This is a genomic window from Brevibacterium sp. S22, assembly GCF_004745485.1.
Taxonomy (GTDB): Bacteria; Actinomycetota; Actinomycetes; order Actinomycetales; family Brevibacteriaceae; genus Brevibacterium.
The window spans coordinates 353088-378862 of sequence record NZ_RHFG01000001.1 but is presented as its reverse complement, the minus strand read 5'-3'; the positions used below and the strand labels follow the sequence as shown (position 1 = coordinate 378862).

Here is a 25775-nt window from a genome sequence, read left to right as displayed (position 1 = left end):
TCGAAGTGATCCTTCTTTGGAACGGAAGCCACGTTACGAGCCCGCGCTCAGCTTCTCAATCGACAATGTGTGTCAAATCGGCGGCGTGTCTTAACTGAATTATTCGACTGCGACATGTCTGACCAGGGGATATGATCTTTTCGGTCGGATTTGAAACGGCAAGCTCTCTTCACAGGGAACAGTGAAGTTATCGTTATGGAAATCCGGTTGACAGAAGATTCGATCAATGACCGAATTTGTCTGAACGTTTCCGAGGGGTATGGTTCTCGTTCGCGCGGAACGACGCAGTTCTCAACGTTGCGGGCCACACAGTGCACGGCTCAGCTCCGCGCGTGTTCCCCGTATTCGTCGATCCATGTCCAGCCGGCCGGAAGCGGTGCCCAAGCGGTGACCTCACGACCGTACTTTGAGCTGTCGGCCAATACGAGGACTTGGTCTGCGCGCTCGGCGATGAGCTCCTTCGTGCGCGCCTCGTCGAGGCTCGGTTCCCCGAGTCCTTGAGCCGAGTCGACCGCATCGGCACCGAGGAATGCGATATCGACATGGATGCGCGACAGCGCATGATCGGACAGTGCACCGGTGGTTCCGTGGGACAGAGTCGAGACCTCACCGCCGACCATGATCACTTTGGGGCCGTCGGGATGGGCCAAAGCCAGCGCGATTTCGAGGCCGCGGGTGAAGACGGTGAGCTCTCTGCGGTCCCTGATCCGCTCGGCCAGGCGCACGGTCGTCGAGCCGGCGTCGAGGAACACAGTGCGCACTCGGGCATCGTCGAGCCGTTCGAGAGCTCGAGCGGCGATGGCATCCTTCGCTTCGGCCTGCTGTTCCATCCGCTCGCCCAACGGCGGTTCGACATAGCCGGGCGCGGCGGCTCCGCCGATGGTGCGGATGATCTCGCCGTCAGCTGCGAGCTCACGTAGGTCGCGGCGGATCGTCGATTCCGAGGTCTCGAGTTCCCCGGCCAGGCGCGGGATGCTCCACGAACCGGTCTTGAGCAGGCCGAGAATGGCTTCGCGGCGTCGCTGCGTACCCGATCGGATCGCCATCTGTCTTCCTCTCCTTCGGCACGGGGCCGACCGCAGCGATCCACGCTGCGGTCAGGCATGTTCCTCAGCCTACTGTTGCAGGTACTCGGCGCGGATGCCGTCGGCGAACGGAGCGTATCCGATGGCGGCGCGGTACGCCGAGCGCATGGTGCCGGCATCGGCGATACCCTGACCGGCGATGTCGAAAGCGGTGCCGTGATCGACCGAGGTCCGCAGGATCGGCAGACCCACGGTGACGGAGATCGTGCCGTCGAAGTCGAAGGTCTTCGAAGCGATGTGACCCTGATCGTGGTACTGGGAGAGGATCCCGTCGTACCGTCCGGTCAGTCCCTGGTGGAAGACGGAATCGGCCGGGATCGGTCCGGCCACCTCGAAGGCGGCTTCGGCATTGACCTGCTCGACGGCGGGGCGGAGGATCTCGATCTCCTCGTCGCCGAATGCCCCGTTCTCGCCACCGTGGGGGTTGAGTGCGGCGACCGCCAACCTCGGCGAGGTCACACCGTAGAGCTGCAGGGCGCGGTGGGCGCGTTGGATGGAGTCGATCTGGGTGTCGACGGTGAGGGCGTCGATGGCCTTGCGCAGGGACATGTGGCGCGTGGCGAAGAAGATCTGGAGTTTGTGGCCGGGGACCTTCGTGTTCTCGACGACGAACATCGTGTCCTGCTTCGTCACACCGGTCAGCTCACCGAGCATCTCCGTGTGTCCGAGGTGCTCCGAGCCCGCCTTCCACACGGCTTCCTTGTTGATGGGACCGGTGACGATGCCGGCGATCTGCCGATCCATGGCGGCCTTCGTGGCGACCTCGATCGCGGTGACCGAGGCTTGCCCGGCGCGAGCGTCGACGACGCCCCATTCGGGCAGGTCGTTACCGAGCACGCCGATATCGAAGACGTCGATGACGCCCTCGCCGGCGGACGGGGTCGACCAGTCGGTGATCGCGCGGAGTTCGACGTCGAGGCCGAGGACGTCGACGGCGCGCTTCATCACGGACAGGTCGGCGACGGCGACGCCGTGCTGGTCGTCGCGACCGGCGAATTCGGAGAGCACCTGGGCGGTGATCTCCGGTCCGATGCCGACGGGGTCTCCGACGGTGACGGCGAGTACGGGTGCGGTCATGGGCTTCTCCTCAGTGGATGGATGAAAGGGATGGACAGGATGGACCGCCGGTCAGCCTCGGCTGCGTGCGGCGTGGTTGAGGTGGTCGAAGCAGAGAGCGGCCGTACCAGCGTCACCGATCAGACCGCCCTTCGTCACGATCGGCAGTCCCGCGGCGCGTCCTCCGGCGATTCTGCCGCCGACGGCGAGCGGGATGATCTCGGCGTCGATCTCCATACCGAGGGCATCGAGTCCCGACAGGACGGCGGCGGTGACATCACCGCCGGTGGAGTAGAGGCCGGCGACGTCGACCCTCTCCATCACTTCGGCGGTGATCATCGCCAGTCGCCGGGGGATGAGCTCGGAGGCTTCGGCGGTGAGCTCGCGCAGATCGTAAGCGTCGAGGACGGTGGCGATGACGATCGCTCTCGCCGAGGCGACCTGGCAGACCGCGCGGACCGTGGCCTCGACATCGGGCAGGCCCTCGGCATCGATTTCGACGCGCATGACGTGGATGTCAGGGTCCTCGGCCAGAGCGGCCAGTTGGGTGCGGGTGACCTCGGTGGCCGATCCGGAGACCCCGAGCAGGATGCTTCGGGGTCGGGTGGGCAGGAAGGCGCGGGCCAGGGACATGCTGCCGGGTCCTGGGTCGATGGCCACCCAGTCGAGGAGTTCGGATCCGGTCTCCGCCGCCTCACGAGTGAGGTCTGCGATGACGGCGGTGATGCGGTCGATGTGGTCGAGAGTGAGCGCGTCGGCGACGATGACATCGGCACCGGAGACGATGCCGGAGAGCACCTCGGCACGGATCGCCTCCGAGCCGGCCAGCACCGTCGAGATGTCGATCGTGTGGCAGGTCAGTCCGGTTCCCGAGGCGAGGATCGTCGCCACCTCGGAGGTGGTCATGGGGGAGCGTACATCGTGAGCCAGTTCCGTGTCCTCGAGCAGGCGGCCGTTGAGCAGCTGCCGACCGCCGACGGTGACCCGGCCGGAGCTCGGGAAGGCGGGCACGCAGAGGCCGAGCACCCGGGTCGGGGCCGCGGCCACATCTTCGGAGCCGGAACCACCGGCCGAGACCAGGATGGCACGGGCTCGCAGCGCCGCCTCGGCGGTGGCACCGACATTCCCGCGCAATGTCGTGTCGATGCGGCACGCGAGCAGGTCGACGTCACCGGCGGCCGCGACGATGGATGCGGTGATCGCCGCCGCCTCGGCCGACGGCAGGTGACGGCTGTTCGCGTTGACGACGATCGCGTCGTAGGCATCGAGGGCCGCGCCCAGCGACGACTGATCGTCGGCACCGGTGACGGTCATGGTCTTCAGTCCCGCCTCGGCGAAGAGTGCACCGCAGGCGTTGCCGCCGGTGAGGTCGTCGGCGATGATGAGGATCCGCGGACTCGGCTCCGCGGCTTCGGTCACGCTCATACGACCAAGTCGAGCACGAACAGCAGAGGAATGGAACCGGCCCACACGGCCGTCGTGATGCCCGACCAGCCCTTGATGGCATTGATGCCGTCGAGGCCGGTGAAGCGGGTGACGACCCAGAAGTACGAGTCGTTGAAGTAGGAGAAGACCATCGAACCGGCGGTGCAGGCCATCACCGCGACCAGCGGATCGAGTCCGAGCGGGGCGATGAGCGGAGCTGTCACCGAGGCGGCGGTGATCATCGCGACCGTGCCCGATCCCTGCGCGATGCGTACCAGCGTGGCGATGATGAAGGGCACGAGGAGCGCAGGCAGGCTGATCGAGGCGATCGCCTCGGCGAGGGCATCGCCGACGCCGGATTCGGTGAGGACCATGCCGAACGCTCCGCCGGCACCTGTGATGAGCAGGATGAGGCCCGCCGAGGCGGCTCCGTCGGCGAGCCAGCTCTGCACCTGGCTGCGTGGGGTCACGCGCGGCAGGAGGGTGTAGACGGCGAGGATGAGGCCGATGATGAGAGCGACGACGGGGTTGCCGAGGAACGCGAGCGGAGCGACCCAGGATGAGGGTTCGTATTCGTCGCCGGAAAGTGCGCCCTGTGCGTTCTTGTCGATGGCCGTGGACACGGTGTTCGCGACGATGAGCAGCAGCGGGACGATGAGCGGGAGGAAGCCGAGGAAGGCTCCGGGCTTCTTCGCCGAGGTTGTCTCATCGTCTTCGGTGATCGTGTCGACGGCTCCGCCTTCGGTGCGGGAGCCTCCAGAGCGCGCCGAGGCGGCGGTGACCGATCCGTACACGTCGTGTTTGACGGCGGTGTTGAGGACGGGTTCGAGCTTCGGCCCGATCCACCGGGCGTAGATGACGACGACGGGCAGGAGGATGACGGTGAAGATGAGCCCGGTGAGGATGACGGCGCCGATGTCCGCGCCGAGGATGCCGGTGGCGGCCAAGGGGCCCGGGGTCGGCGGCACCATGTGGTGGGTCAGCGTCATGCCGCAGCCCAGCGCGAGGGCGAGGGTGACATAGCCGCCGCGCTTGACGCGGGCGATCGAGCGGGCCAGCGGGTTCATGATGACGTAGCCGGAGTCGCAGAAGACCGGGATGGAGACGAGAGAGCCGACGGTACCCATCGCCCAAGGCTCGCGACCTTGGCCGAAGGCGCGGAGGAAGGCTCGGGCGAGGGAGTCCGCGGCCCCGGAGACTTCGAGGATCTTGCCGATTCCCACGCCGAGGCCGATGACGATGCCGATGCTGGCCAGGGTGTTTCCGAAGCCGGTGGTGATCGCATCGACGAGTGAGAGCAGGTCCTGACCGGCGACGATGCCGGTGACGACGGATGCGACCAACAGGGCGATGAAGGCGTCGAGCCGGGTCGCGAGCACGATGACGACGATCGTCGCGATCCCGGCTGCGAGCGCCAGGATGAGTTGCAGATCCATGAGATCCTCCGCAGTGAGGCCGACTCGTAGGCGAGCCGGGGCCGACTCGATGAGCCGGTGTGGATGTGAGCTGGCTGTGAAGTTGAACAGTATGAGCAAGTATGTGTCATAACTGCGCAGTTATGCAATGTTGAATGTAGATGCGCTCCACCTGGCTAGGCGAATGCGCAGAGGGGCACTGTCCGGATAGGCTTCGTTTCGAGGGCGCGGGGACTGCAGCGCGCGGCTCTGACCTCGAACCGCTCGCACTCGGCGAGGCCGGATAGTCGAGAGGAGGCCGTCGCCGATGGCATGGAGTACTCGTGAGCTGGCAGATCTGGCCGGTACGACGGTCAAGACTGTGCGGCACTATCACGGTCGCGGACTGCTGGCCGCGCCGGAACGCACCGCGAACGGCTACAAGCAGTACCGCACCGAGCACCTTGTGCGGCTGCTGCAGATCAGACGGCTGAGTGAACTCGGCTTCTCGCTCAACCAGATCCGTGACTTCGATTCGGCGTTCGACATCGATGGCACCGGATCGCCGAAGCAGGTCGAGGCCGCGGAAGGGATACGTTCGACCCTGGCGGCGCTCGATGAGGAGTTGGCCGCAGACATCGCTCGCCGACAGCAGATGCGCGACGATATCGCCGCCATATTCGAGCATGGGACTGCCGTGGACCTTCCGAGAGGATTCGGAGCCGTCAGAGGCGCTCTCACCGAAGCGGATCGAGGGCTGCTGCTCGTCTATTCCCAAGTCCTCGACGTAGAGTCGATCGCCTCGCTGAGAGCGATGCTCGCCGAAGTGAACTCGACCGAGGCATCTCGAGAATTTCAAGTCCTCCCCGCGGACGCTGACGATGAGACTCGCAGGGAGCTGGCTCGGCGCTATGCTCCGCAGGTCAGGGCCATCGCTGAGAAATGCGGATGGACAGACCGGCTCGGGGAGGTGCCTCATCGCAGACGTCGACATCTGGAGGAGACGATCGGCGCGGCTATGGTCCAGCTCTACAATCGCGCCCAGATCGACGTGCTGGTGCGGGTCGAGGAGATCAATGGGGCATCGGGCGAGGGTCGAACACCGAGCGAATCCGAGGAAAGTTCCGAATGGGCCCTTGACCCTGCCCTTAGGGCACGGTTTTGGCTGAGGGTGTCAAAGAAGTCGGAGTTCTACGGAAGGACCGAGTCATGCAACTCCCGATCGACACCTCAGACAACGTTCCCGACAGCGGGGCAAAGCCTATCGACGATCACACTCAGGGTCGCCCGCATGTGGGTGCGAGTGACGATGCGACATCCGTCGACGGTGCCGGACCTCGAGCCGCATCGCGGCTCGGCTGGTCGGAGATGATCGTCGGCCTCATCGCCTATGGACTTGCCTTCGGGGCGGTTTTCCTCATCCTCAAGGTTATCCCGGACGAACTCTCCGTGCTGGGCGGCGTCATTGCGCTTGCGCTGTCCGGGATCATGGGACTGGCCGCATTCGCCGCCGCCTATGCGATCAAGCGTCGCGGACTCGCGGCCTTCGGGCTGCGAAAGGCGTCCTGGAAGTCACTTCTCCTCGGTGCCGGACTCGGCGTGGTCTGCTGCGTTTCGGGCCGTGGGTCGGCATCATCGTCAGCGCAGCGATCTTCGCTCTCGCTCACGGAATCAACCCCGTCCTGCCTGTTGCGTTCATTGTCGGAATCGTCAACGGAATTCTGTTCCACCGGACCGGTTCGGTCTGGCCGGGAGTCGTCGTCCATGCCTTCAACAATGCCTTTGCGGCGTTCGTCCCCGTGGTTCTCGCTGCTTTGCTGGGCTGATGGCGGATAGTGAAGAGACCGGAATCCCGGCCGGACTCGAGAGTCCGGCCGGGATTCCGTAGTGCGTGCCGTTCCGTTTGGTGGGTCAGTGCCATTCCGCAGCCCAAGGCCAGGGAGTCAGCGGAGGACCCTTCCCGTCCTGCTTCTGATGTGTGGTTGGAGTCCTGCTCAGGCGCGCGGGTCGACGATGATCTTCACATGCTGTTCGTTGTTGTCGATCAGTTCGTCGAAGCCTCCTGTGATGAGGTCATCGAGGCCGATCCGCGCGGTGATGAAGGCGGACAGGTCGAGTTCCTCGCTGCCGGCCAGCGCGATCGTCGCCGGGTGGTCGCCCGAGTAGCCGATGGTGCCGCGCAGGTCGATCTCTTTGAGCACGAGCTTCGGCATGTCGACCTCGGGCTTGTGGCCCCAGATCGAGACATTGACGATGACTCCGCCTGGGCGAACGGCGTCGAGCAGCATGTCGAGGACGACCGGCACCGACGAGCATTCGAATCCGACATCGGCGCCGTGGCCGTCGGTGCGCTGCCGCACCGCCTCGGCGACGTCCCCGTCCCTGGGGTCGAACACCTCGTCGGCGACTCCGGTCGAGAGGGCCTTGGCTTTGCGAGCCTCGGAGAGTTCGGAGATGAAGACCGTCAGCCCTTCGGCCTTGAGCACCGCGGCGGTGAGGAGGCCGATCGGCCCGGCGCCGCCGACGACGGCGACCTGCCCGGCCTGTGCCTCCGAGCGGACGTAGGCGTGGTGAGCCACAGAGAGGGGTTCGATGAGGGCGGCCTCGTCGAGGGGGATATCGCCGATCGGGTGGACCCAGCGGCGTTGGACGACGATCTTCTCAGCCAGTCCGCCGCCGCGTCCGCCGAGTCCGATGAAGTTCATGTCTTTCGACAACTGGTAACTCTGGCCGATGCTCGTGTCCACGTCATCGGCGATGATGTAGGGCTCGACGACGACGTTCGCTCCGACCTCGAGGTCCGTGACACCCTCGCCGAGGGCGGTGATCGTGCCGGAGAACTCGTGGCCCATCGTGATCGGGGCTTCCTCTCCGGAGATCGGGTGGGGGTGTCCGGCCGGTGGGACGAAGATCGGGCCCTCGAGGTATTCGTGCAGGTCGGTGCCGCAGATGCCACACCAGGCGACGTCGATGGCAACGGTGCCGGGCAGGAGTTCGGGCTCTGGAATGTCTTCGATCCGGATGTCTTTGCGTGCGTGGAATCGTGCTGCTCTCATGGCGCGTCCTTTCATGGGGCTTGTCTGTGGCGTTCGGCGTTCTTCGACGTTAAAGCGCCCGTGGTGCGAGAGCCAGGGTTGCACAGGATTGCACGTGAGGGGCATCACCGTTGATTTGTACCCCCTGGGGGTATAGTTTCGAGGCATGGACAAACGGCGGAATAATCGGCATCACGGGAACCGGCCTGCAGAGACGGGCCACTCCGAACACGCTGGGGCGATGGAACCCACCGATCACGCTCATCACGACCATGGCGGGCACGAGGGGTACGCGGGCCATTCGAACCACGCGGGTCATGCCGGCCATGGGGGTCACGTCACACAGTTCCGGCACCTGTTCTGGATCATGCTCGTCATCGCCGTGCCCGTCATCGCCTTCAGCCCGATGTTCGGCCACCTCCTCGGATATGAGGTCCCCGAAGGCGGCGTCCTCGGTGCGCTCCGATGGCTCTCGCCGATCCTCGGCACCGTCATGTACATCTGGGGCGGCAAGCCGTTCCTGACCGGCGGCTTCGACGAGATCAAGGGCCGCAGTCCGGGCATGATGCTGCTCATCGCCTTGGCGATCACGGTCGCCTTCATCTCCTCCTGGGGTTCGTCGTTGGGACTGCTCGACCCGCAGCTCGACTTCTGGTGGGAGCTGGCGCTGCTGGTCGTGATCATGCTCGCCGGTCACTGGATGGAGATGCGGTCGCTGGCGCAGACCACCTCGGCGCTGGATGGCCTCGCCGCACTGCTGCCTGATGAGGCAGAGAAGATCGTCGACGGAGAGGCAGTGAGCGTCGACCCGGCGGGCCTCGTCGTCGGCGACATCGTCCTCGTTCGTCCCGGCTCTACGGTTCCCGCTGACGGTCGCATCATCGACGGCTCAGCCCATGTGGACGAATCCATGGTCACAGGGGAATCCGCCACCGTGCGACGGGGTGAAGGCGAATCCGTGGTGGCCGGTACCGTGGCCACCGATTCCGGACTCCGCGTCGAGATCACTGCGATCGGTGACGACACCACGCTGGCCGGAATCCAGAAACTGGTCTCCGATGCCCAGAGCTCCTCATCGCGGGCCCAGCGAATCGCCGACAGGGCATCGGCCTGGCTGTTCTGGTTCGCTCTGGGATCTGCCGTGATCACTGCGGGCGTCTGGTCGCTCATCGGGATGCCGGATTCGGCGGTCGTGCGCACGATCACCGTGCTTGTCATCGCCTGCCCTCACGCCTTGGGCCTGGCAATTCCGCTGGTCGTGTCCATCGCCACCGAGCGGGCCGCCCGCGCCGGAGTCCTCATCAAGGACCGGCTCGCACTCGAAACGATGCGCACGGTGGATTCCGTGCTCTTCGACAAGACCGGCACTCTGACGAAGGGCGAGCCGACGGTCACCGGCATCGAGGTGGTCCTCGGCGTCGGGGTCCACCGGACCGAGGGCGAAGTGCTCGGTCTGGCTGCCGCGGCCGAAGCTGACAGTGAGCACCCGTTGGCCACCGCCATCGTCCGGGCTGCCGCTGAGCGGGGCATCGAAGTCCCGCGAGCATCCGACTTCTTCTCGTCGCCTGCGGTCGGAGTTTCGGCTGTCATCGCGGGAGAGGCAGTCGAGGTCGGTGGTCCGAGGCTGCTCGAGACGCACAATGCCCCTGAGGCCAAGGCTGCGGAGGCCTGGCGCGCCGAAGGCGCCATCATCCTCCATGTGCTCGTCGACGGAGCCGTTGTGGGTGCTCTGCGTCTGGCCGACGAGATCCGGCCGGAATCTCGCGATGCCGTCGATGCCCTCCATGCCACCGGTGGGCAGGTCGTGATGATCACTGGAGACGCCGAGGCGGTCGCGCAGTCCGTGGCGGCCGAACTCGGCATCGACCGTGTCTTTGCCGGTGTCCATCCCGCTGACAAGGCGGCCAAGGTCGCCGAACTGCAGGATGAAGGTCACCGTGTGGCGATGGTCGGTGACGGTGTCAACGATGCGCCTGCTCTGGCGCAGGCCGATGTCGGCATCGCCATCGGTGCCGGAACCGATGTGGCCATCGGCTCTGCCGGGGTCATCCTCGCCTCCGACGATCCACGCTCCGTGCTCTCGATCGTCGAGCTCTCTCGGGCGAGCTACCGGAAGATGAAGCAGAACCTGTGGTGGGCGGCGGGATACAACCTGCTGTCGGTGCCGCTGGCGGCTGGAATCCTCGCCCCCATCGGGTTCGTCCTGCCGATGAGCGTGGGCGCGATCCTGATGTCGATCTCGACGATCGTCGTCGCCCTCAACGCCCAGCTGCTGCGCCGACTCGACCTCCACCCGCAAGCAGCAGTCGAGCGGCTGCGGACCGCGCGCTGATCTCAGGGGAAACGACTGAGGCGGGCGATGCTCGTGGCATCGCCCGCCTTCGTTCGTTCGCGCCGACGGAGCAAGTTGTGTCGGCAGAGCGTCAGCGCGCCAGTGTCTCACCGACGGAGCTGGAACCGGTGGCCAGCGTGACCTGTGTGCCCCACGGGTCGACGAGGCGGACGGAGCGACCGTCATCAGCGAAGTCGAGGTTGTGTGCACGTAGGCGAGCGATGAGGGCGTCGAGGTCCTCGCGGCCGGGAACGGTGATCGCGACGTCTCCGAGGCCGAGGCTGGCCGCCCGGGGGCCGGCGCCACGGCTGTTCCAGGTGTTCATGGCGACATGGTGATGATATCCGCCGGCTGCGGCGAAGAGGACTCCGGGCATCGATGACAGAGACGGCTCGAAGCCGAGCGCGTCGACGTAGAACTCGCGGGCCTGCGGGACGTTGCCGACCTGCAGGTGGACGTGGCCCACGATTCCGGGCTCGGCGGAGGCATTCGCGAGGACGTCGTGGTTGAGGTGGCGTTCGAGGAAGCGGTTCGGGTCTAGATAGAGAGAGTCCATCTGGACCTCACCGTCGAGTGAGTGCGACCATTCCGAACGTGCGCGGTCGATGTAGAGTTCGATGCCGTTGCCCTCGGGGTCGGTGAAGTAGAAGGCCTGGCTGACCAGGTGGTCGCTGGAGCCGACGAAGGTGCTGTTCGTGTTCTGCGCGGCATGCGCGACGGTGCCGGCCAGGGCTTCCTTGGTGTCGAACAGGAAGGCCGTGTGGAACAGGCCGGCCTGCTTGGGGTCGACGCCGGGCAGGCCGGGGGTGGCGACGAGTTTGACGAGGGGAGTGGTGCCGCGGCCGAGCACGCGGTGGACCTCTGAGCCGCGCGAGGACTCCTCCAGTGGTTCCATCGCCAGAGCGTTCGAGTAGTACGTTGACATCGTCTCGAGGTCGCCGACGCGCAGGGTCACTGCGTCCATTCCGGTGGCCGCGCTGAGTCGCGTTTCGTCGACGGCGGAGGTCGGTATGTCGGTGGAGGTCTGTGCCTGGGTGGTGGTCATGCTGTTCTCCTGAGCGGCTGGGCTGTTGATCTCAGTGTAGATCAAGTTAGTTTAAACTTCAACTAACTTGATATCGGATGTATTCCCGATCTGCGCCGGCAATCACGAGGTCCCGAGTCAGCTGACGCTCTCCGAAGTGCCTCAGCTCAGACCGCTCGCCGATGACCCGGGGCGATGCAACATCAACCGGCACTCGCCGATAGGCTGGTGCCCATGAGGTTCGATTCGAAGTCCACCCCTGCGCTCGCGGTCGCGGGTCTGCTGACGGCCACACTCATCGGTCTCAGCGGCTGTGGCAGCGACACCGACTCCGCGGCGGAGCCCGAGGCGACGCCGACAGCGACCCTCGACGTCGCGGCGCAGGGCTTCGACTCCCTGGAGGAGCTCTCGGACTATGTGGCACAGGCCTTGGACGGTGTCGAAGTGAGTCTCGAATCCGAGACGAACCCCGATTTCAACGAGGAGACCGAACCTGAACGCCTCCATGTCGGTTTCGCCTCGAACGAGGACCGGGCAGAGGATATGGAAGCCACTGCGCTGATCGTCCAAGCGACCTCGAAAGCGGCTTTCGACTACGACATCCTCATGGTCACCGGAGACGTGTCGGCCGGGGACTGGTCATACCTCTACGACCGGACGACCGTCGAGCAGCTCACCGCCGACGGCCAGATCGTCGTCGCCGACATCTGGGACTCCGCGGAACAGAGCTTCGACACAATCCACCGCTGAGCTGTCAGCGTTTGGTCTCGGTCGCCTCGGCGATCGAGCCGGGTCTTCCTCGGCGTTCGTCGAGCACAATAGCGATGCCGTCGACTTCGGACCGAAGCCGTTCGAGGAGTCGGTCGCCCTCAGTCCAATAGAACTGCTCGTTCTCGGCCGAATCCCATTCGAAATCCGATCCGGGCGCATCGATGAAATGACTATTCCAGAACGACATCAGCTCTCGAAGTCGACGTGAGAGCTCATCGGAGAGACCATAGTCGGACGGGTCCATCGCATACTTGTCGGTGAAACTCTCCCAGAGGGGAGATTTTCTTCCGAAGTCGGGGAAGTACCGTATCTTTCGCAGATGATCTCCCATGACTACTTCTCGATCGCGACCCCGTCGGCGTCGGCGAAGACCATCGCTCCGGGGCGGATGGTCGCGCCGCCGATCTCCACGGTCACATCGATCTCTCCGGCACCGGCCTTCGCGCTCTTGCGCGGGTTGCTGGCCAGCGCCTTGATCCCGAACTCCATCTCCGCCAATGCCTCACGATCGCGGACAGCGCCGTTGATGACGACGCCGTTCCAGCCGTTCCGAACCCCCGCCTCGGCGATCATGTCACCCATGAGGGCAGTGGCGATCGAACCGGCCCCGTCGATGACGAGGACGGCACCGTCGCCGGGCTGGTTGAGGATCTGCTTGACCAGGCCGTTGTCTTGGAAGCAGCGGATCGTGCGAGCCGGTCCAGAGAACGAGGTCTTGGCGCCGAAATCGTCGAAGTCCAGGGCGATCGAATACAGCTCGTCACCGCGTTCGTCCCACAGGTCTGCTGTCGAAACTGTCATCTGTCTGCCTTCCGTTGGTGGTGGGGTCCGAAGTCGGTCAGGCGAATGCCTGGGTGCGGGCATAGAGTCCGGGCACTCCGCCTGAGTGGATGAAGACGACTGCGTCCTCGGAGGAGAAGCGGCCGGTGCGGATGAGATCGATGAGGCCGGCCGCGGCCTTGCCGGTGTAGACGGGGTCGAGGAGGATCCCCTCGGTGCGAGCGAAGAGACGCACAGCCTCGACCATCCCGGGAGTCGGCAGAGCGTATCCGGTCCCGAAATAGTCGCCGAGTCCCTCCGTGGTCTCGCGGGGGACAGGGGGCAGGTCGAGGAACTGTGCCGTGGAATCGACGAGGTCGACGATCTTCGGTTCCTGTTCCGCCTGTGTCCGGCTGACATTGATGCCGATGACCGGGATCTCGCCTCCTGCGCTGTGGAGGCCGACGATGAGTCCTGCCTGCATTCCGGCTGACCCGCTGGGGGTGACGATCGTGGGCGATTTCACCCCAGCCTCGGCGAATTGGTCGAGCATCTCAATGGCACAGTCCACGTAGCCGAGCGCACCGATCGGATTCGACCCGCCGACAGGGATGACATACGGCTTCCTGCCATGGGCACGCAGTTCAGCGGCGAGACGCTCGGCCTCACCGAGGAGGTCGGCCCCGTGGCCGAGCACCGTCACCGAATCCGCGCCGAGGAGGTCGAAGAGCAGGAAGTTGCCTGTGTTCTCTGGCGGATTAGCCCCTGCCGGACCGAGCGAAGTGCCCTCGGGACCGAGGTCCTCTTCGACGATGAGGTGGCAGTCGAGGCCTTCGACGCGTGCGGCGGACAACGTCAGTCGGCAGTGGTTGGACTGGACGCCGCCGACGGTGATTAGCGTGTCCGCGCCTTGGTTCAGGGCATCGGCGATGAGGAACTCGAGTTTGCGCGTCTTGTTCCCACCCTGGGTCAGCCCCAGGCGGTCATCACGTTTGATCCAGATCTGCGGTCCGCCGAGCTCGTCGGACAGGCGTTGAAGGTGCTCGAGCGGTGTCGGTCCGTCGGTGTAGCTGCGACGTGGGACTTCATTCAGGGCGACCATGATTTCCGAGTCTACCGAGCGAGTCCGCCGTGCTGACAAGGCGTCGCTCACAATCTGGGAAGTGGAGGCGAAGGTGGGCCGACCTCAACCGACGAAATCGACCTCACGGACGGCATCGCCATCCCCGTCGACCGCGGTTGAGTTTCTCACCGTCAGGTTCATCACCTCATGCGTATCCAGATTCGTGTACGACACCCAGGTGTATCCCTGTCCGGAATCGGCCGCCGTGCGATGCCAGCGTTTCGCGTGCCCGCCGCTGTGCTCAGAGAGGGCATCGACGACATTCCGTGTGGCGAGACGATCGAGCTCCGAGTCATCACCGTTGCCGTAGGCGGTGACCAGTTTGTCGGCGTACTCGACGGAACTGAACGGATAGCCCGAGCTCTGTGGTGCCTGAGCTCCTGTTGCGGAGTTCGAATCGGCGAAAGCCGATGTCGGTCCGGCAACGAGACCCAGAGAAGCGAGACCGGCGATTCCCCACACTGCGGCTCGATAGCGGATGGTGGTGGGCATGGTGGCATCTCCTCTTCCAGATCACGGTCATTGCTGGAAATGAGTATCGTCTGCCCAGGTGAGAATTGATTCCCGGAACCTGAACAAAAGCTGAGAAACGGAGCCGCGATTGCGGAAGTTCTATTGCGTTCCTATGACATCTCCGAGACATTCGACCAGAAGGGACCTTGTCCGAATCTGTGAGCTCGGAAGTGTGACAGATTGACTGAGCTTACGGAATCAAATCGTGATCATCCTCTGCCTGATCCATCCAGTCCCTGCCGTCGAGGACGCGAGCGACCATCATCGAGCTCGCCTGGTCGCCGACCGAATTGACTGTCGTGGCCGGAGGATCGATGACGGTGCCGATGATCTGGATGATCGGCAGGGCTGCGGCAGGGAACCCGTAGAGCGTGATGATCATCAGCTCACCGATGAACCCTCCCGAGGGGATGCCGGCCATGACCATTCCCGCGAGCAGAGCCACGGCGATGCCGATGAGGATGTTCCCGGGCGTGAAGAAGTCCCGCTGGAAGACGGCGAAGAGGAACGCGATCTTGAGGATCGCGGACAGACTCGACCCCTCCATATGGATCGTCGCTCCGATCGGAATGATCGTCTCCCTGATGTCGCGGGGGACTCCGATGCGCTCGCCGGCCCGCAGGTTTGCCGGGATCGCCGCCACCGAGGAGGACGTGCCCAGGGAGATCGCCGTCGGCTCGATGATGTTCGACCAGAACTTCGTCACGCCTCGGCGGCCTCCGGCGAGGAACGCATAGAGCGTGAACGCGACGACGAAGTAGATGATCGCCACGGGATAGTAGACGAGGAACGCGCGGACGTAGTCGCCGACGAGCTGCGCTCCGAGTTCGCCGATCAGCGCTGCGAAATAGGCGCCCAAACCGATCGGGGCGTAGTACATGATGATCGACGTGAACCTGAGGAACACCTCGGAGCCGGATTCCAAAAATGCTGCGAAAGGCTTCCCCTTCTCACCGATGCTGCTGGTGGCGATGCCGACGATGACGGCGAAGACGATGAGAGCGAGCATGTGCTCGGCGGACAGGATCTTCGTGAAATCGTCGACGACGAAGGTCTGGACGAGCTGGTCGCCGATGGAACCGACTTCTTCGACATCCTTCGGCTGTGTCATCTCGACCTGAACGCCCTCGGTGGCCTTCGAGATCCACAGTGCGGCGATCATCACGATGGAAGCGATGATGCCGGTGACGGCGAAGACTCCGAGCATTCCACCGAGGATCTTGCCCAGTCGCTTGGCCGAGGACATTCCTGCGACTGCGGAGGCGATGGAGAAGAACACGAGCGGCACGACGAGGGTGAACATCATATTGATGAACAGGGTGCCGAACGGATTGATGACGGTGGCTCGCTGGCCGAAGATCAGCCCGATGATCGCGCCGATGACGACCCCGGTGAGGATGAAGAGTGGGAAACGGTAGTTGCGCAGGATCCGGAGGAATCCCGACGGCTGCGTCTTCGAGTCCGAGGTCTGCGCAGTCGAGGCAGTGGGGGAGGACATAGGCTCTGCCTTTCATATCAGCATCATTGTTCCGCCGACGGCGCGGCGAGGCGTCATGGCCTTGGCGATATTACCTGGGACACAGTGAAACCCGGCACGCGGATGACCGCGTACCGGGTTTTTCGATCGAGCAGACCGATCAGCTCTCGGCCGACGACCCTGAATCCTCTGAATCTGCGGCTGGTGTTGCTGCGGATTCGTCGATCGCCTCGTGTGAGCCGTCCGGGCGGCGATGGAGAGTCACGCCTTCCGCCTCGGCGGCGTTCTTCAACTCGTCTTCGGACGGGTCTTCGGCATACCCGGGGGTCGACCCGTAGGAGACATCGGGACCGCTGGCCTTCGATGCGAATTCGTCGAGCTTGTCGTTGATCTTATCGATCTTGTGCTGTGGATCTTTTCGATCGGTCATCTTTCAACACCTCATTTCGAAGACGTTGTACCTGTGACCATAGTCGCTTTCATGGATTCGTCCAGGGGAATGCCTCCACGTGCGGACGCTGAGTCGACGATCAGTCCTCGTAACTCGAGTGGGATTCGTCGACGGCGCGATGTGAACCGTCAGGGTTGCGGTAAAGTTTCACCCCTTCGTGCTCAGCTGTGGACCGAAGTCGTTCTTCGGAGCTGTCTTCGCGGTAACCGACTTTCTGCCCCTGGCCGATATTCGCGCTTCTGAAAGCGCGGGAGATCTGATCGATCATTGTCGCCAGCTTCGTCGGTCGATGCTGTTCTGCGGTCATGATCCTTCGCCCCATTCCCATGCAGATTGTAAGGAGAATTATAGCTCTCCTGCGTGCCGAAACCCAGGGGTGAAGGTCGGCTGTCGGACGTCCCGGCGGATCAATAGTCGCACCGTTGCACCGCGCGGCGATGAATCGCTTTACTTAACGAACGATTAGCTTTAGTTTGGTCTCGTGACTGAACAGAAGAATGGCAATGGCGTCTTGACGACTGCGACAGAGTCCGTCCTGTCCGCGAAGGACATCGAGTTCCAGCTCTACGACTGGCTCAAGGTCGACGAACTCTGCTCGAGGCAGCGCTTCTCCGACCATTCGCGCGAGGTCTTCGACTCCGTGCTCGAAGCTAGCGAGGAACTCGCCAAAGAGCGGTTCGCCACCCATGCACGCAAGTCCGACCTCAATGAACCGTCTTTCGACGGCACCGCGGTGACGCTGATCCCCGAGATCAAGTCCGCGCTCGACCAATTCGCCGACGTCGGGCTGCTTTCGGCGACGATGGATGAGAGCGTCGGCGGCATTCAGCTGCCCCATACGGTCGCGAAGGCCTGCTTCGCCTGGTTCCAGGCGGCCAATATCGGTACCGCCAGCTACCCGATGCTAACCATGGCCAATGCGAATCTGCTGCTCGAATACGGGACCGAAGAGCAGATCGAGAAATACGTCCTGCCTGAACTCGACGGTCGCTTCTTCGGCACCATGTGCCTGTCCGAACCCGAAGTCGGCTCTTCGCTGGGCGACGTCACGACCAAGGCCGTCCCGGATCTCGAGGGCGGGGACGATGCCTTCCGAGTCCACGGGACGAAGATGTGGATCTCCGGCGGCGATCACGAACTCTCTGAGAACATCGTCCACCTGGTCCTCGCCCGCGCCGAAGGCGACCTGCCCGGGGTCAAGGGACTGAGCCTGTTCCTCGTTCCGAAGTACCTCGTCAACGACGACGGCAGCCTCGGTGAGCGCAATGATGTCGTCCTGTCCGGGCTCAATCACAAGATGGGCTGGCGCGGAACGACGAACACCCTGCTGAACTTCGGCGAGGGGGCGCACACTCCGTCAGGTTCCGCCGGGGCGGTCGGATGCCTCGTGGGGGAGCGGGGCAGAGGACTGGCCTGCATGTTCCACATGATGAACGAGGCGCGCATCGGCGTCGGCGCCGGCGCAGTCGGTCTGGGCTACCACGGGTACCTCGATGCCCTGCGCTATGCCCGCGACCGCCGTCAGGGCCGTCCCGACGGTGCCAAGGGATCCGATGCTCCGCCGGTCCCGATCGCTGAGCACTCTGATGTCCGGCGCATGCTGCTGTCGTCGAAGAGCTACGTCGAGGGTGGACTCGGCCTCGTCCTCTATGCCGCACGCCTGCTCGACGATTCCGAAACCGCTGACACCGAGGCAGAGCGTGATCGTGCCGCACTCCTGCTCGATGTGCTCACCCCGATCGTCAAGACCTGGCCGAGCGTGTGGTGCCTGAAGGCCAATGATCACGCCATCCAGGTGCTCGGCGGTGCCGGTTACACCCGCGATCACGATGTCGAACAGCTCTACAGGGACAACCGGCTCAACCCGATCCACGAGGGCACGCACGGCATCCAGGCCAAGGATCTGCTCGGCCGCAAGGTCGTCATGCAGGGCGGAGCCGGCCTGCAGGTGCTGCTGGAGCAGATGCGGTCGACCCTCACCGAGGCCGCCGACCGTTCCGCATGGTCCGCCGAGACAGCGGCGCTGAGCGCAGCCGTCGACCGCATCGAATCCGTGACCGCCGCAGTGTGGTCGGGCGCGGATCCTGCAGTGGCACTCGACAACGCGTGGACCTATCTGGAGGCAGTCGGACACACGGTCATGGCGTGGCTGTGGCTGCAGCAGGCAGTGGCCGCCGAGGCGACCGCCGGTGAACGTGGCGAATCGGCGTTCCTCAACGGCAAAATCGCTGCGGCACGGTACTTCTTCACCCATGAACTGCCACAGACCGGACCGTGGTTCGACCTCGTCGAAAACAGGGCGACGACGTTCGCCGACCTGGACGACTCCTGGCTGTGAGGCTTCCCAGCCGGCAGTCGCAGACACCTCTGAGCGCAGGAGCTCCGGGCGCGCACCCTGCTGGTCCGGAACTCCGTCGTTCGAGACTCCCCTATGTGCTGAGGTCGGGTATTCGCTTGTCGGCGAAGATGAGCAGTCGCAGGAAGACTCCGCCGATCAGCAGACCGCCGATGAGGTCGGTGGCCCAATGCCAGCCGAGGGCGAAGGACACGACCACAGAGTTCACGCTGACCGCGGCGACGCCCCACCACAGCAGCTGCACTGTTCTGGTGGACACGCTGCTGTAAGTGGCGATGAGGTAGGCGACGGCACCGTAGATGAGCACTGCTTCGGCAGCGTGCCCAGACGGGTAGCTGATTCCACGACCGCCGATGTCGATCAGGCCACCTTGGAAGAACCGCGGGTCGTGCAGTGTGGTCGCCGGTCGGGCAAGGAGGATCTTGAGTGAACCGATGCCGAGATAGAAGGCCGCTTCGACGGCAATCGCGAAGACGAACGGTCGCCAGGACCGACGTTTGCGCGCCAGAACGATCGCGGTGATCGCCAATACTGGAAGACAGACGGCCTGACCTGCGATGGGATCGAGGATGTGCTGAAAGAACCAGACAAGATCGGGTTCGACGAGGTAGAGCCACCGTCGATTGAGCTTGTAGTCCCAGACGCGCAACGGGCCGGCCGCGGCAAGAGTGATGACGACGAAAGCGACCGACAAGACCCAGAACGAGGTTGCCCAAGACAGCAACCCCTGTGCTCGTTCTGTCCACTGACTGCGATCTGAGGGGTTGCTGATCGTCTTCTCGGATTCGACATAGGGTTCAGCAACCATCAGGATCAATTTTAGACTGAGTCGACAACCACTTCTGCTGTGGGGGATAAAGAAACGGTGAATTCTTACCGGAATAGATCCTCGGGCAGCCGAATCGCGACTTGAATTCAGTGTCCTAGAACCCACATCACCATCGTGGCGATGACGTCGGCCGCCTGGAGGAATCCGGTGATGTCCATCGGATCGTCCCCGACGACGTCGACGCGAACCGGCTCACCTTCGCAGGCGGACTCTTCTCCGACCCTGTGGAGATCTCACTGAAGTGACCTCACCGGTCGAGCTGCCTCGCCCGGTCGGTGATCGACCGGGCTGCGCTGACCGTCTGGCCGAGGAACCCGCGACCGAAGAGGCGAACATGGGCCAGCAGAGCAAAGAAGCTGTGCGCTGGCAGGTCCTCACGCCATCCTTCCGGCAGCGGATGAGCCTCTTCGTATCCGGAGAAGATCTCCTCGAGGAACGGGGTGCCGAAGAGCGCAAGCAGAGCGAGATCCTCCAAGCGGTGTCCGCCGTGCGCGGCCGGATCGATGAGAGTCCCGCCGGCAGCCGTCCACATGAGGTTGCCTGCCCAGAGGTCACCGTGGACTCGTGCAGGTTCTTCGCTGCCCTGGCCGCAGATTCCGTCGAAGCTGCCTGCGCTGATCGTCTCCACCGCCGAGGCGATCGGGGCTTCCTCGTCGCCGGTCAGCTCTCCGGACAGCGAGGACAGCAGTGGAGTGAGCCGACGGTCGGCCCAGAAGTCGGCGAATGAGGGCCCGGATTCGGTCGACACCGCAAAAGGGGCATCGAGCGGACCGAAGAAGGCCGAAGCGGCCGGAGACCACCCGAAGCCGGGAGCCCCGGCATTGTGCAGCCCGGCTAGGCGGCGTCCGAACTCGGCAGCTGCGGCAGCGCTCGGGCCTGCCTCCTCCAACCGCGCAAGTCGCAGGAAATCCTCACCCTGATCGAGGACCTCGACGACGGGGACCGCAGCTGGTTCGGCCAACCAATGCAGTCCAGCCGCCTCGGCGGAGAAGAAACCGGCGGGAACTCCGGGGCGCTGTTTGATGAAGTCGGAAGACATGGTTCCAGGGTATCCGGACTGTCCCCGGCGTCGACCGAAGTCATAGGGTGAACCCAGAGTCCGCCTCGCACATTGGCGGACCCGAACCGAAAGGGGCACCCACACGTGACGAAGAGCGGAGATCCGAGCGCTGCCGGGGCGCAGAGCGGCCACTCATGCTGCGCTCCGGCGACTACCCTCACCGAGGCAGCCCACAGTCCGTCAGCGAGCTTCGCCGCGATTCCTGCCGCGAATCCTGGGGCGGGCCTGGATTTCAGCTTTGACTTCGTGAACGTCGTAGGCGACTTCGACATGGGAGACCCCTACGGCGACGGCCACCCGGCAGACGGCGAAGGCCCTCGTCACCGCGTGAGTCTCAGCGATTTCGAGATCGCGACGACGAGCGTGACGAACGATGACTTCTCCCGGTTCGTCGCCGATACGGGATTCGTCACCACAGCCGAACGGCTGGGCACCTCAGCGGTGTTCGCCATGCTCTTGGAAACCAATCCGGGGGCGCGAGCCCACATCCTCGGACAGGCTCCGGGCGTACCGTGGTGGGTCGAAGTCTCCGGGTCGAACTGGTCCGCTCCCGAAGGCCCCGGCTCCACTGTCGAGGGCCGAGAAGACCACCCCGTCGTCCACATCAGCTGGGACGACGCGCAGGCATACTGCAGGTGGTCGGGCACGCGCCTGCCCACCGAAGCCGAATGGGAATGTGCCGCCCGCGGCGGGCTCAAGGGCCGACGCTATCCGTGGGGCAACCGGCTGCTGGTCGACGGGGAATGGAACTGCAATATCTGGCAGGGCGAGTTCCCGCGCACGAACACCCTCGACGACGGCTTCGTCGGCACCGCACCCGCCCGTCATTTCGAACCCAACGGGCTGGGGCTGTTCAACACCGTCGGCAATGTATGGGAATGGTGCGCCGACTGGTTCGCCCGTGACTACTACCAGCTTTCCGCGCAGTCCGATCCGCGCGGCCCCGCAACCGGAGACAAGCGGATCATGCGCGGAGGATCGTTCCTGTGCCACGACTCCTACTGCAACCGCTACCGGGTGGCCGCCCGCTCCTCGAACACACCGGACTCCTCGGCCTCCAACATCGGCTTCCGGGTGGTCAGAGAACCACACTGACCTCTGAGCTCAGCCGCCGAGCTCCTCTCCGAGACGACTCATCAGGCGCTTCGTCTCGACCGTCAGCGTCTCAAGGGCGAAGGCCACGGTCTCACGGGAATCTGCTCCGGTCCGAGTGACGGCCGTGATGTGGCGCGACGGCGCATTGTGACCGCTGATGGGGATTCGACGCACCGGGTGGAGATCCTGCGACCGCGACATCCTTGAGGCCACGCAGACTCCGAAGCCGCTGTGGACGAGCGCGGTTCCGGTGTTCCAGTCATCTGCGAAGTGGCCGATCCGGGGCGCGAAGCCGGCGGCCGCGCAGCTGGCCATGAGGAGCTGGTGGTAGCCGGTGCCGGGCCTGCCCAGAATCCACGTCTCATCGACGGTGTCGGCGATCGTGACCGATGTCCGCTCAGCCAACGGGTGGTCGAGAGGAACCATGAGGTCGAGCGGATCGTCAATGAGGAAGTGATGGCTGAAACGATCGTCGCCACCGGCAGGGATGTCGGGCGCAGCGACGACGATGCCGATATCGGCATCCCCGGAGAGGAGGAAATCGAAGCATTCGCTGGGCTCGGCCTCGATCGTCTGTGTGTGCATATGCGGGAACTGCTCATTGAGAGCCCGCATCGTCGGCGGCAGGAGCAGGCTCGCGGCGGTGGAGAAACCGCACAGGCCCAACGAACCGGACACCGTCTCGGAGAACCGACCGAGGTCGGCGAGCGCAACCTCCCATTCCGCCGACATGACATCGACGTGGCGCAGCAGGGCCGCGGCTGCCGGAGTGAGCCTGACGTTGCGTCCATGCTGTTCGAGCAGGGTGACTCCGAGCTCTGCGGCGAGCTGTTTGACCTGATGAGACACCGTTGACGGCGAGTAGCGCAGCGAATGCGCCGCGGCAGTGACCGTGCCGTGTCGTTGGATCATGCTCAACATGGTGAGTCGGCTGTCAATCATGTGGTCCTATCGAATGGTTTCGTGGAGAGTCTTACGATAGACAACAATACTCCGTCGGCCCCATCATGGAAGCGACAGGGCTCGGTGAATGGTCCCCAGAGTCTGCAGAGCAGGTTCGGGCAGGCGGCCGTGGTCCTGGAGAGACAGACGATGACACGAGGAGATGGAGGTTCCGTTTGGCCGAGAACGCACGTAACAGAGGCACGAGGCGGCAGCTGTGGTTCGGCGCGCTCGTCCTGCTCATCCTCTCGGCCGCCGCGAACATGGCCAGCCCGCTGTATCCGCTTCTGCAGGAGGCCCACGGAATGTCCGAGTCCGTGATGACTGCGCTCTACGCGACTTACGTGTTCAGCTGTCTGCCGTCACTGCTGCTGTTCGGATCGGCGGCAGACGCCTTCGGCCGCAAACCGGTGCTGCTGGCCGCGGTCGGACTGGTCGGCTTCGGCACCGCGATCTTCGGGGTGGAGACCGCGGGAATCGCAGGACTGTTCGCGGGCAGGGCACTGGTCGGCATCGGACTCGGGCTGGGCACAGGCGCCGGTATCGCTCTGATGGTCGAGGCCTCGCCGGCGCGGAGGGTCTGGTTGGGGTCGACGTTGGCGACGATCTCATTCGTCTTGGGGTCGGGGCTCGGCCCGATACTCGCTGGAGTCGTCTCGTCGTTGTCGACGTCGCCGCTCGTTCTGCCCTTCCTCGTCATGACGGTCCTGATCGCCATCGTCATGGTCCTCATCGCGATGATGCCGCTGCAGCGGCCGATCACTCGGCAGCGGTGGAGGCCGACATGGCCGTCCGTGCCGGGTGCTATGCGCACCAGCTTCAATATCGCCGCACTGACCGGCTTCATCGGTTGGACGGCGCTCGGGCTCTTCCTCGCACTGCTGCCGTCGATGGCGCAGTCGATCATTCCGAACTCGGGAACTCTGACCTCCGGCCTCATCGTCGGCTCGGTCCTGGTCGTTTCTGCTGCGAGCCAGCTGGTGGCGCCGAAGTTCCAGCCTCGGGCGGCACAGACCCTGGGACTGACGCTCATGGGGGTCGGTGCGGCGCTCCTGCTGGGATCGAATCTCCCGGAGATCAGCCCCTCGGCGGTGAAGATCATCATGGTGTTCGCCGCCGTGGCCACGGGCGTCGGACACGGGCTGAGCTACTGGGGAGCCAATCGGGAGATCGACGTGCTCACTCCTCCGAAGAATCGCGCCGGCATATCCGCGGCACTCTATCTCGCCTTCTATGCCGGGGCCGGTGCACCGGCTGTCATCGTCGGGGTGTTGGCGTTGGGCATGCCGTTGGTCATCGGCACGATGATCTTCACCTTCGCCCTGCTCCTGGCGACGATCGTCACGATTCCGGTGCCCAGTCTGTCCCAGACGGTGATTCGGCAGTCGAGGGCTGAGCATGCGGTGGTGACCAGAGATTCCGAAACGGCTCCCGGAGTCGTTGGGTCTGAGCGGCTCGACAGCGGACGCGACACCGCTGCCCGCGACACCGGGACCGCCTCGGCCGAGCATCCGGCCGCCCGATAGACTGCGAGTCATGTCGAGAATCACCTGTCCCGAGCTGAGCACGAAGACCGTCACCGCTGACGAGGCGGCCCGCCATATCGACAATGGTCAACGCGTGGCCATGAGCGGTTTCACCGGTTCGGGGTACCCGAAGGAAGTGCCGGGAGCGGTGGCGGAACGTGCCCGGGCAGCACATCATCGGGGCGAAGACTTCCAGGTCGAACTGTGGACCGGAGCATCGACGGCACCGGAGCTCGACGGAGTCCTCGCCGAGGCGAACGCGGTGAGCAAGCGGCTGCCGTTCCAATCCGATCCGGCGATGCGCGCCTCGATCAATTCCGGCGACACCGCTTATGTCGACACTCACTTAAGCCATTCGGCTCAGCAGGCATGGTTCGGTTTCTACGGCAACCTCGATGTCGCTGTCGTCGAAGTCGCAGCGATCCTGCCCAACGGTCTGCTGGTGCCCGGCAGCTCGGTCGGAAACTCGAAGACGTGGCTCGACCTGGCCGATAAGGTCATTCTCGAAGTCAACGACTGGCATCCACGCGGTTACGAAGGCTTCCACGACGTCTACTACGGAACCCGACGTCCGCCCGAGCGGCTGCCGATCCAGCTGCTCCAGCCGATGCAGCGCATCGGCGACCCCTACCTGCGGGTCGACCCGGCGAAGGTCGTCGCCGTGGTGGAGACGAACGCTCCGGACCGGAACCTGCCGTTCAAACCCGCTGACGAGGACTCGAAGGCGATCGCCGGCCACCTCGTTGATTTCCTTCGCCATGAGATCGACGCAGATCGCCTGCCGCCGGAGCTGCTGCCGCTGCAGTCAGGTGTCGGCAATGTCGCCAATGCGGTGATGGGCAATCTGGCCGACAGCGAGTTCGAGGGGCTGACCGCCTATACGGAGGTCATCCAAGACGGAATGCTCGATCTCATCGACAGTGGGAAGCTCTCCTCGGTATCGGCGACGGCGTTCTCACTCTCGGCTGAGCGGGCTGCGGATTTCAACGACCGGATCGAGTCGTACAAGGGTCGAATCCTGCTGCGCACCCAGGAGATGTCGAACCATCCCGAGGCCATCCGCCGCCTCGGCATCATCGCGATCAACGGGATGGTCGAGGCCGATATCTACGGCAATGTGAACTCCACCCACGTGACCGGATCGTCGATCATCAACGGCATCGGCGGCTCCGGTGACTTCGCCCGCAACGCCTATCTCAACTTCTTTGTGTCGAACTCGCAGGCCAAAAGCGGAGCGATCTCCGCGATCGTGCCGTTCGCCAGCCATATCGACCACACCGAGCACGACACTCAGATCCTCGTCACCGAACAGGGCCTGGCCGATCTGCGCGGGCTGCCGCCGGTGGCCAGGGCACGGAAGATCATCGCCAACTGTGCTCACCCGGACTACCGAGGCCGCCTCACTGACTACCTTGAGCGGGCGATCGCCGCGAATCCGACCGGTCGACACACCCCGCACATCCTCGCCGAGGCTCTGTCGTGGCACGAGAGGTTCCAGACGACCGGGCATATGTGAACCAGC

At 64.3% G+C, this 25775-nt stretch carries 24 protein-coding genes; 8 read left to right on the top strand and 16 right to left on the bottom strand.

Annotation, left to right across the window (positions count from 1 at the left end; genetic code table 11):
* Positions 1–320: 320 nt before the first annotated feature.
* From EB835_RS01895 to EB835_RS01880, 4 genes are all read right to left on the bottom strand, one after another.
* Positions 321–1046 carry a DeoR/GlpR family DNA-binding transcription regulator gene (locus EB835_RS01895; protein ID WP_135807776.1) on the bottom strand — a complete coding sequence of 242 codons (726 nt, stop codon included), beginning with the start codon at positions 1044–1046 and terminating at the stop codon, positions 321–323.
* Positions 1047–1115: 69 nt separating this feature from the next.
* Positions 1116–2162, bottom strand: coding sequence for a 4-hydroxythreonine-4-phosphate dehydrogenase PdxA (pdxA, locus tag EB835_RS01890; protein ID WP_135807775.1), 1047 nt, complete (start codon positions 2160–2162; stop codon positions 1116–1118).
* Positions 2163–2213: 51 nt separating this feature from the next.
* The gene (locus EB835_RS01885) at positions 2214–3566 is read right to left on the bottom strand and encodes a four-carbon acid sugar kinase family protein (protein WP_135807774.1); all 1353 of its coding nucleotides are present in this window, start codon (positions 3564–3566) and stop codon (positions 2214–2216) included.
* On the bottom strand, positions 3563–5002 hold the full coding sequence (locus tag EB835_RS01880) for a GntP family permease (protein WP_205749834.1): 1440 nt from the start codon (positions 5000–5002) through the stop codon (positions 3563–3565). Before EB835_RS01880 ends, EB835_RS01885 begins: the two co-directional genes overlap by 4 nt.
* 286 nt (positions 5003–5288) lie before the next feature.
* Between EB835_RS01880 and EB835_RS01875 the strand changes: the two genes are divergently transcribed.
* Both EB835_RS01875 and EB835_RS01870 read left to right on the top strand, forming a co-directional pair.
* A complete protein-coding gene (locus EB835_RS01875; RefSeq protein ID WP_135807773.1) occupies positions 5289–6332 on the top strand; it encodes a MerR family transcriptional regulator in 1044 nt (347 codons plus the stop codon).
* Positions 6329–6796, top strand: a complete 468-nt coding sequence (locus EB835_RS01870; protein ID WP_240688493.1) for a hypothetical protein — start codon at positions 6329–6331, stop codon at positions 6794–6796. Before EB835_RS01875 ends, EB835_RS01870 begins: the two co-directional genes overlap by 4 nt.
* Before the next feature lie 158 nt (positions 6797–6954).
* Here the strand turns inward: EB835_RS01870 and EB835_RS01865 are convergent, their stop codons facing one another.
* Complete coding sequence (locus tag EB835_RS01865; RefSeq protein ID WP_135807772.1) at positions 6955–8016, bottom strand: 2,3-butanediol dehydrogenase; 1062 nt, start codon at positions 8014–8016, stop codon at positions 6955–6957.
* A 220-nt stretch (positions 8017–8236) separates the two neighbouring features.
* On the opposite strand from EB835_RS01865, the gene EB835_RS01860 reads away from it, so the two are divergent.
* On the top strand, positions 8237–10327 hold the full coding sequence (locus EB835_RS01860; protein WP_240688492.1) for a heavy metal translocating P-type ATPase: 2091 nt from the start codon (positions 8237–8239) through the stop codon (positions 10325–10327).
* A 91-nt stretch (positions 10328–10418) separates the two neighbouring features.
* Here EB835_RS01860 and EB835_RS01855 read toward each other — a convergent pair whose 3' ends face one another.
* Positions 10419–11372, bottom strand: a complete 954-nt coding sequence (locus EB835_RS01855) for a VOC family protein (RefSeq protein ID WP_135807770.1) — start codon at positions 11370–11372, stop codon at positions 10419–10421.
* Between the two features lie 213 nt (positions 11373–11585).
* On the opposite strand from EB835_RS01855, the gene EB835_RS01850 reads away from it, so the two are divergent.
* The gene (locus tag EB835_RS01850; RefSeq protein ID WP_135807769.1) at positions 11586–12101 is read left to right on the top strand and encodes a hypothetical protein; all 516 of its coding nucleotides are present in this window, start codon (positions 11586–11588) and stop codon (positions 12099–12101) included.
* Between the two features lie 4 nt (positions 12102–12105).
* On the opposite strand, the gene EB835_RS01845 is transcribed toward EB835_RS01850, so the two are convergent.
* From EB835_RS01845 to EB835_RS01815, 7 genes are all read right to left on the bottom strand, one after another.
* A complete protein-coding gene (locus EB835_RS01845) occupies positions 12106–12453 on the bottom strand; it encodes a hypothetical protein (RefSeq protein WP_135807768.1) in 348 nt (115 codons plus the stop codon).
* Positions 12454–12455: 2 nt separating this feature from the next.
* Complete coding sequence (gene rraA / locus EB835_RS01840) at positions 12456–12923, bottom strand: ribonuclease E activity regulator RraA (protein WP_135807767.1); 468 nt, start codon at positions 12921–12923, stop codon at positions 12456–12458.
* Positions 12924–12960: 37 nt separating this feature from the next.
* Positions 12961–13983, bottom strand: coding sequence for a D-cysteine desulfhydrase family protein (locus EB835_RS01835; protein WP_135807766.1), 1023 nt, complete (start codon positions 13981–13983; stop codon positions 12961–12963).
* A gap of 84 nt (positions 13984–14067) precedes the next feature.
* Positions 14068–14496 (bottom strand): hypothetical protein, encoded by a 429-nt coding sequence (locus EB835_RS01830; RefSeq protein ID WP_135807765.1) that lies wholly within the window; start codon positions 14494–14496, stop codon positions 14068–14070.
* A 211-nt stretch (positions 14497–14707) separates the two neighbouring features.
* Complete coding sequence (locus EB835_RS01825) at positions 14708–16015, bottom strand: dicarboxylate/amino acid:cation symporter (protein ID WP_240688491.1); 1308 nt, start codon at positions 16013–16015, stop codon at positions 14708–14710.
* A gap of 139 nt (positions 16016–16154) precedes the next feature.
* On the bottom strand, positions 16155–16424 hold the full coding sequence (locus EB835_RS01820; protein WP_135807764.1) for a hypothetical protein: 270 nt from the start codon (positions 16422–16424) through the stop codon (positions 16155–16157).
* A gap of 100 nt (positions 16425–16524) precedes the next feature.
* Positions 16525–16713, bottom strand: coding sequence for a hypothetical protein (locus tag EB835_RS01815; RefSeq protein WP_135807763.1), 189 nt, complete (start codon positions 16711–16713; stop codon positions 16525–16527).
* Positions 16714–16926: 213 nt separating this feature from the next.
* On the opposite strand from EB835_RS01815, the gene EB835_RS01810 reads away from it, so the two are divergent.
* On the top strand, positions 16927–18783 hold the full coding sequence (locus EB835_RS01810; RefSeq protein WP_240688490.1) for an acyl-CoA dehydrogenase: 1857 nt from the start codon (positions 16927–16929) through the stop codon (positions 18781–18783).
* A gap of 91 nt (positions 18784–18874) precedes the next feature.
* Here EB835_RS01810 and EB835_RS01805 read toward each other — a convergent pair whose 3' ends face one another.
* Together EB835_RS01805 and EB835_RS01795 are read right to left on the bottom strand one after the other, a co-directional pair.
* The gene (locus tag EB835_RS01805; protein WP_240688489.1) at positions 18875–19609 is read right to left on the bottom strand and encodes a phosphatase PAP2 family protein; all 735 of its coding nucleotides are present in this window, start codon (positions 19607–19609) and stop codon (positions 18875–18877) included.
* Positions 19610–19877: 268 nt separating this feature from the next.
* Positions 19878–20669, bottom strand: coding sequence for a fructosamine kinase family protein (locus EB835_RS01795; protein WP_135807762.1), 792 nt, complete (start codon positions 20667–20669; stop codon positions 19878–19880).
* Between the two features lie 105 nt (positions 20670–20774).
* Between EB835_RS01795 and EB835_RS01790 the strand changes: the two genes are divergently transcribed.
* Complete coding sequence (locus tag EB835_RS01790; RefSeq protein ID WP_240688487.1) at positions 20775–21785, top strand: formylglycine-generating enzyme family protein; 1011 nt, start codon at positions 20775–20777, stop codon at positions 21783–21785.
* Positions 21786–21794: 9 nt separating this feature from the next.
* Here the strand turns inward: EB835_RS01790 and EB835_RS01785 are convergent, their stop codons facing one another.
* Positions 21795–22727 carry a LysR family transcriptional regulator gene (locus tag EB835_RS01785; RefSeq protein WP_135807761.1) on the bottom strand — a complete coding sequence of 311 codons (933 nt, stop codon included), beginning with the start codon at positions 22725–22727 and terminating at the stop codon, positions 21795–21797.
* 176 nt (positions 22728–22903) lie between these two features.
* On the opposite strand from EB835_RS01785, the gene EB835_RS01780 reads away from it, so the two are divergent.
* Together EB835_RS01780 and EB835_RS01775 are read left to right on the top strand one after the other, a co-directional pair.
* The gene (locus tag EB835_RS01780) at positions 22904–24253 is read left to right on the top strand and encodes an MFS transporter (RefSeq protein WP_168216595.1); all 1350 of its coding nucleotides are present in this window, start codon (positions 22904–22906) and stop codon (positions 24251–24253) included.
* 10 nt (positions 24254–24263) lie between these two features.
* Positions 24264–25769, top strand: coding sequence for an acetyl-CoA hydrolase/transferase family protein (locus EB835_RS01775; protein WP_135807759.1), 1506 nt, complete (start codon positions 24264–24266; stop codon positions 25767–25769).
* Positions 25770–25775 lie beyond the last annotated feature (6 nt).

Coding starts and splice junctions, on each gene's coding strand:
- EB835_RS01860 (WP_240688492.1), top strand. CDS start 8,237: ATGGAACCCACCGATCACGCTCATCACGACCATGGCGGGCACGAGGGG.
- EB835_RS01880 (WP_205749834.1), bottom strand. CDS start 5,002: ATGGATCTGCAACTCATCCTGGCGCTCGCAGCCGGGATCGCGACGATC.
- pdxA (WP_135807775.1), bottom strand. CDS start 2,162: ATGACCGCACCCGTACTCGCCGTCACCGTCGGAGACCCCGTCGGCATC.
- EB835_RS01835 (WP_135807766.1), bottom strand. CDS start 13,983: ATGGTCGCCCTGAATGAAGTCCCACGTCGCAGCTACACCGACGGACCG.
- EB835_RS01805 (WP_240688489.1), bottom strand. CDS start 19,609: ATGGTTGCTGAACCCTATGTCGAATCCGAGAAGACGATCAGCAACCCC.
- EB835_RS01775 (WP_135807759.1), top strand. CDS start 24,264: ATGTCGAGAATCACCTGTCCCGAGCTGAGCACGAAGACCGTCACCGCT.
- EB835_RS01885 (WP_135807774.1), bottom strand. CDS start 3,566: ATGAGCGTGACCGAAGCCGCGGAGCCGAGTCCGCGGATCCTCATCATC.
- EB835_RS01870 (WP_240688493.1), top strand. CDS start 6,329: ATGATCGTCGGCCTCATCGCCTATGGACTTGCCTTCGGGGCGGTTTTC.
- EB835_RS01875 (WP_135807773.1), top strand. CDS start 5,289: ATGGCATGGAGTACTCGTGAGCTGGCAGATCTGGCCGGTACGACGGTC.
- EB835_RS01895 (WP_135807776.1), bottom strand. CDS start 1,046: ATGGCGATCCGATCGGGTACGCAGCGACGCCGCGAAGCCATTCTCGGC.
- EB835_RS01820 (WP_135807764.1), bottom strand. CDS start 16,424: ATGACCGATCGAAAAGATCCACAGCACAAGATCGATAAGATCAACGAC.
- EB835_RS01815 (WP_135807763.1), bottom strand. CDS start 16,713: ATGATCGATCAGATCTCCCGCGCTTTCAGAAGCGCGAATATCGGCCAG.
- EB835_RS01845 (WP_135807768.1), bottom strand. CDS start 12,453: ATGGGAGATCATCTGCGAAAGATACGGTACTTCCCCGACTTCGGAAGA.
- EB835_RS01855 (WP_135807770.1), bottom strand. CDS start 11,372: ATGACCACCACCCAGGCACAGACCTCCACCGACATACCGACCTCCGCC.
- EB835_RS01830 (WP_135807765.1), bottom strand. CDS start 14,496: ATGCCCACCACCATCCGCTATCGAGCCGCAGTGTGGGGAATCGCCGGT.
- EB835_RS01785 (WP_135807761.1), bottom strand. CDS start 22,727: ATGATTGACAGCCGACTCACCATGTTGAGCATGATCCAACGACACGGC.
- rraA (WP_135807767.1), bottom strand. CDS start 12,923: ATGACAGTTTCGACAGCAGACCTGTGGGACGAACGCGGTGACGAGCTG.
- EB835_RS01865 (WP_135807772.1), bottom strand. CDS start 8,016: ATGAGAGCAGCACGATTCCACGCACGCAAAGACATCCGGATCGAAGAC.
- EB835_RS01825 (WP_240688491.1), bottom strand. CDS start 16,015: ATGTCCTCCCCCACTGCCTCGACTGCGCAGACCTCGGACTCGAAGACG.
- EB835_RS01850 (WP_135807769.1), top strand. CDS start 11,586: ATGAGGTTCGATTCGAAGTCCACCCCTGCGCTCGCGGTCGCGGGTCTG.
- EB835_RS01795 (WP_135807762.1), bottom strand. CDS start 20,669: ATGTCTTCCGACTTCATCAAACAGCGCCCCGGAGTTCCCGCCGGTTTC.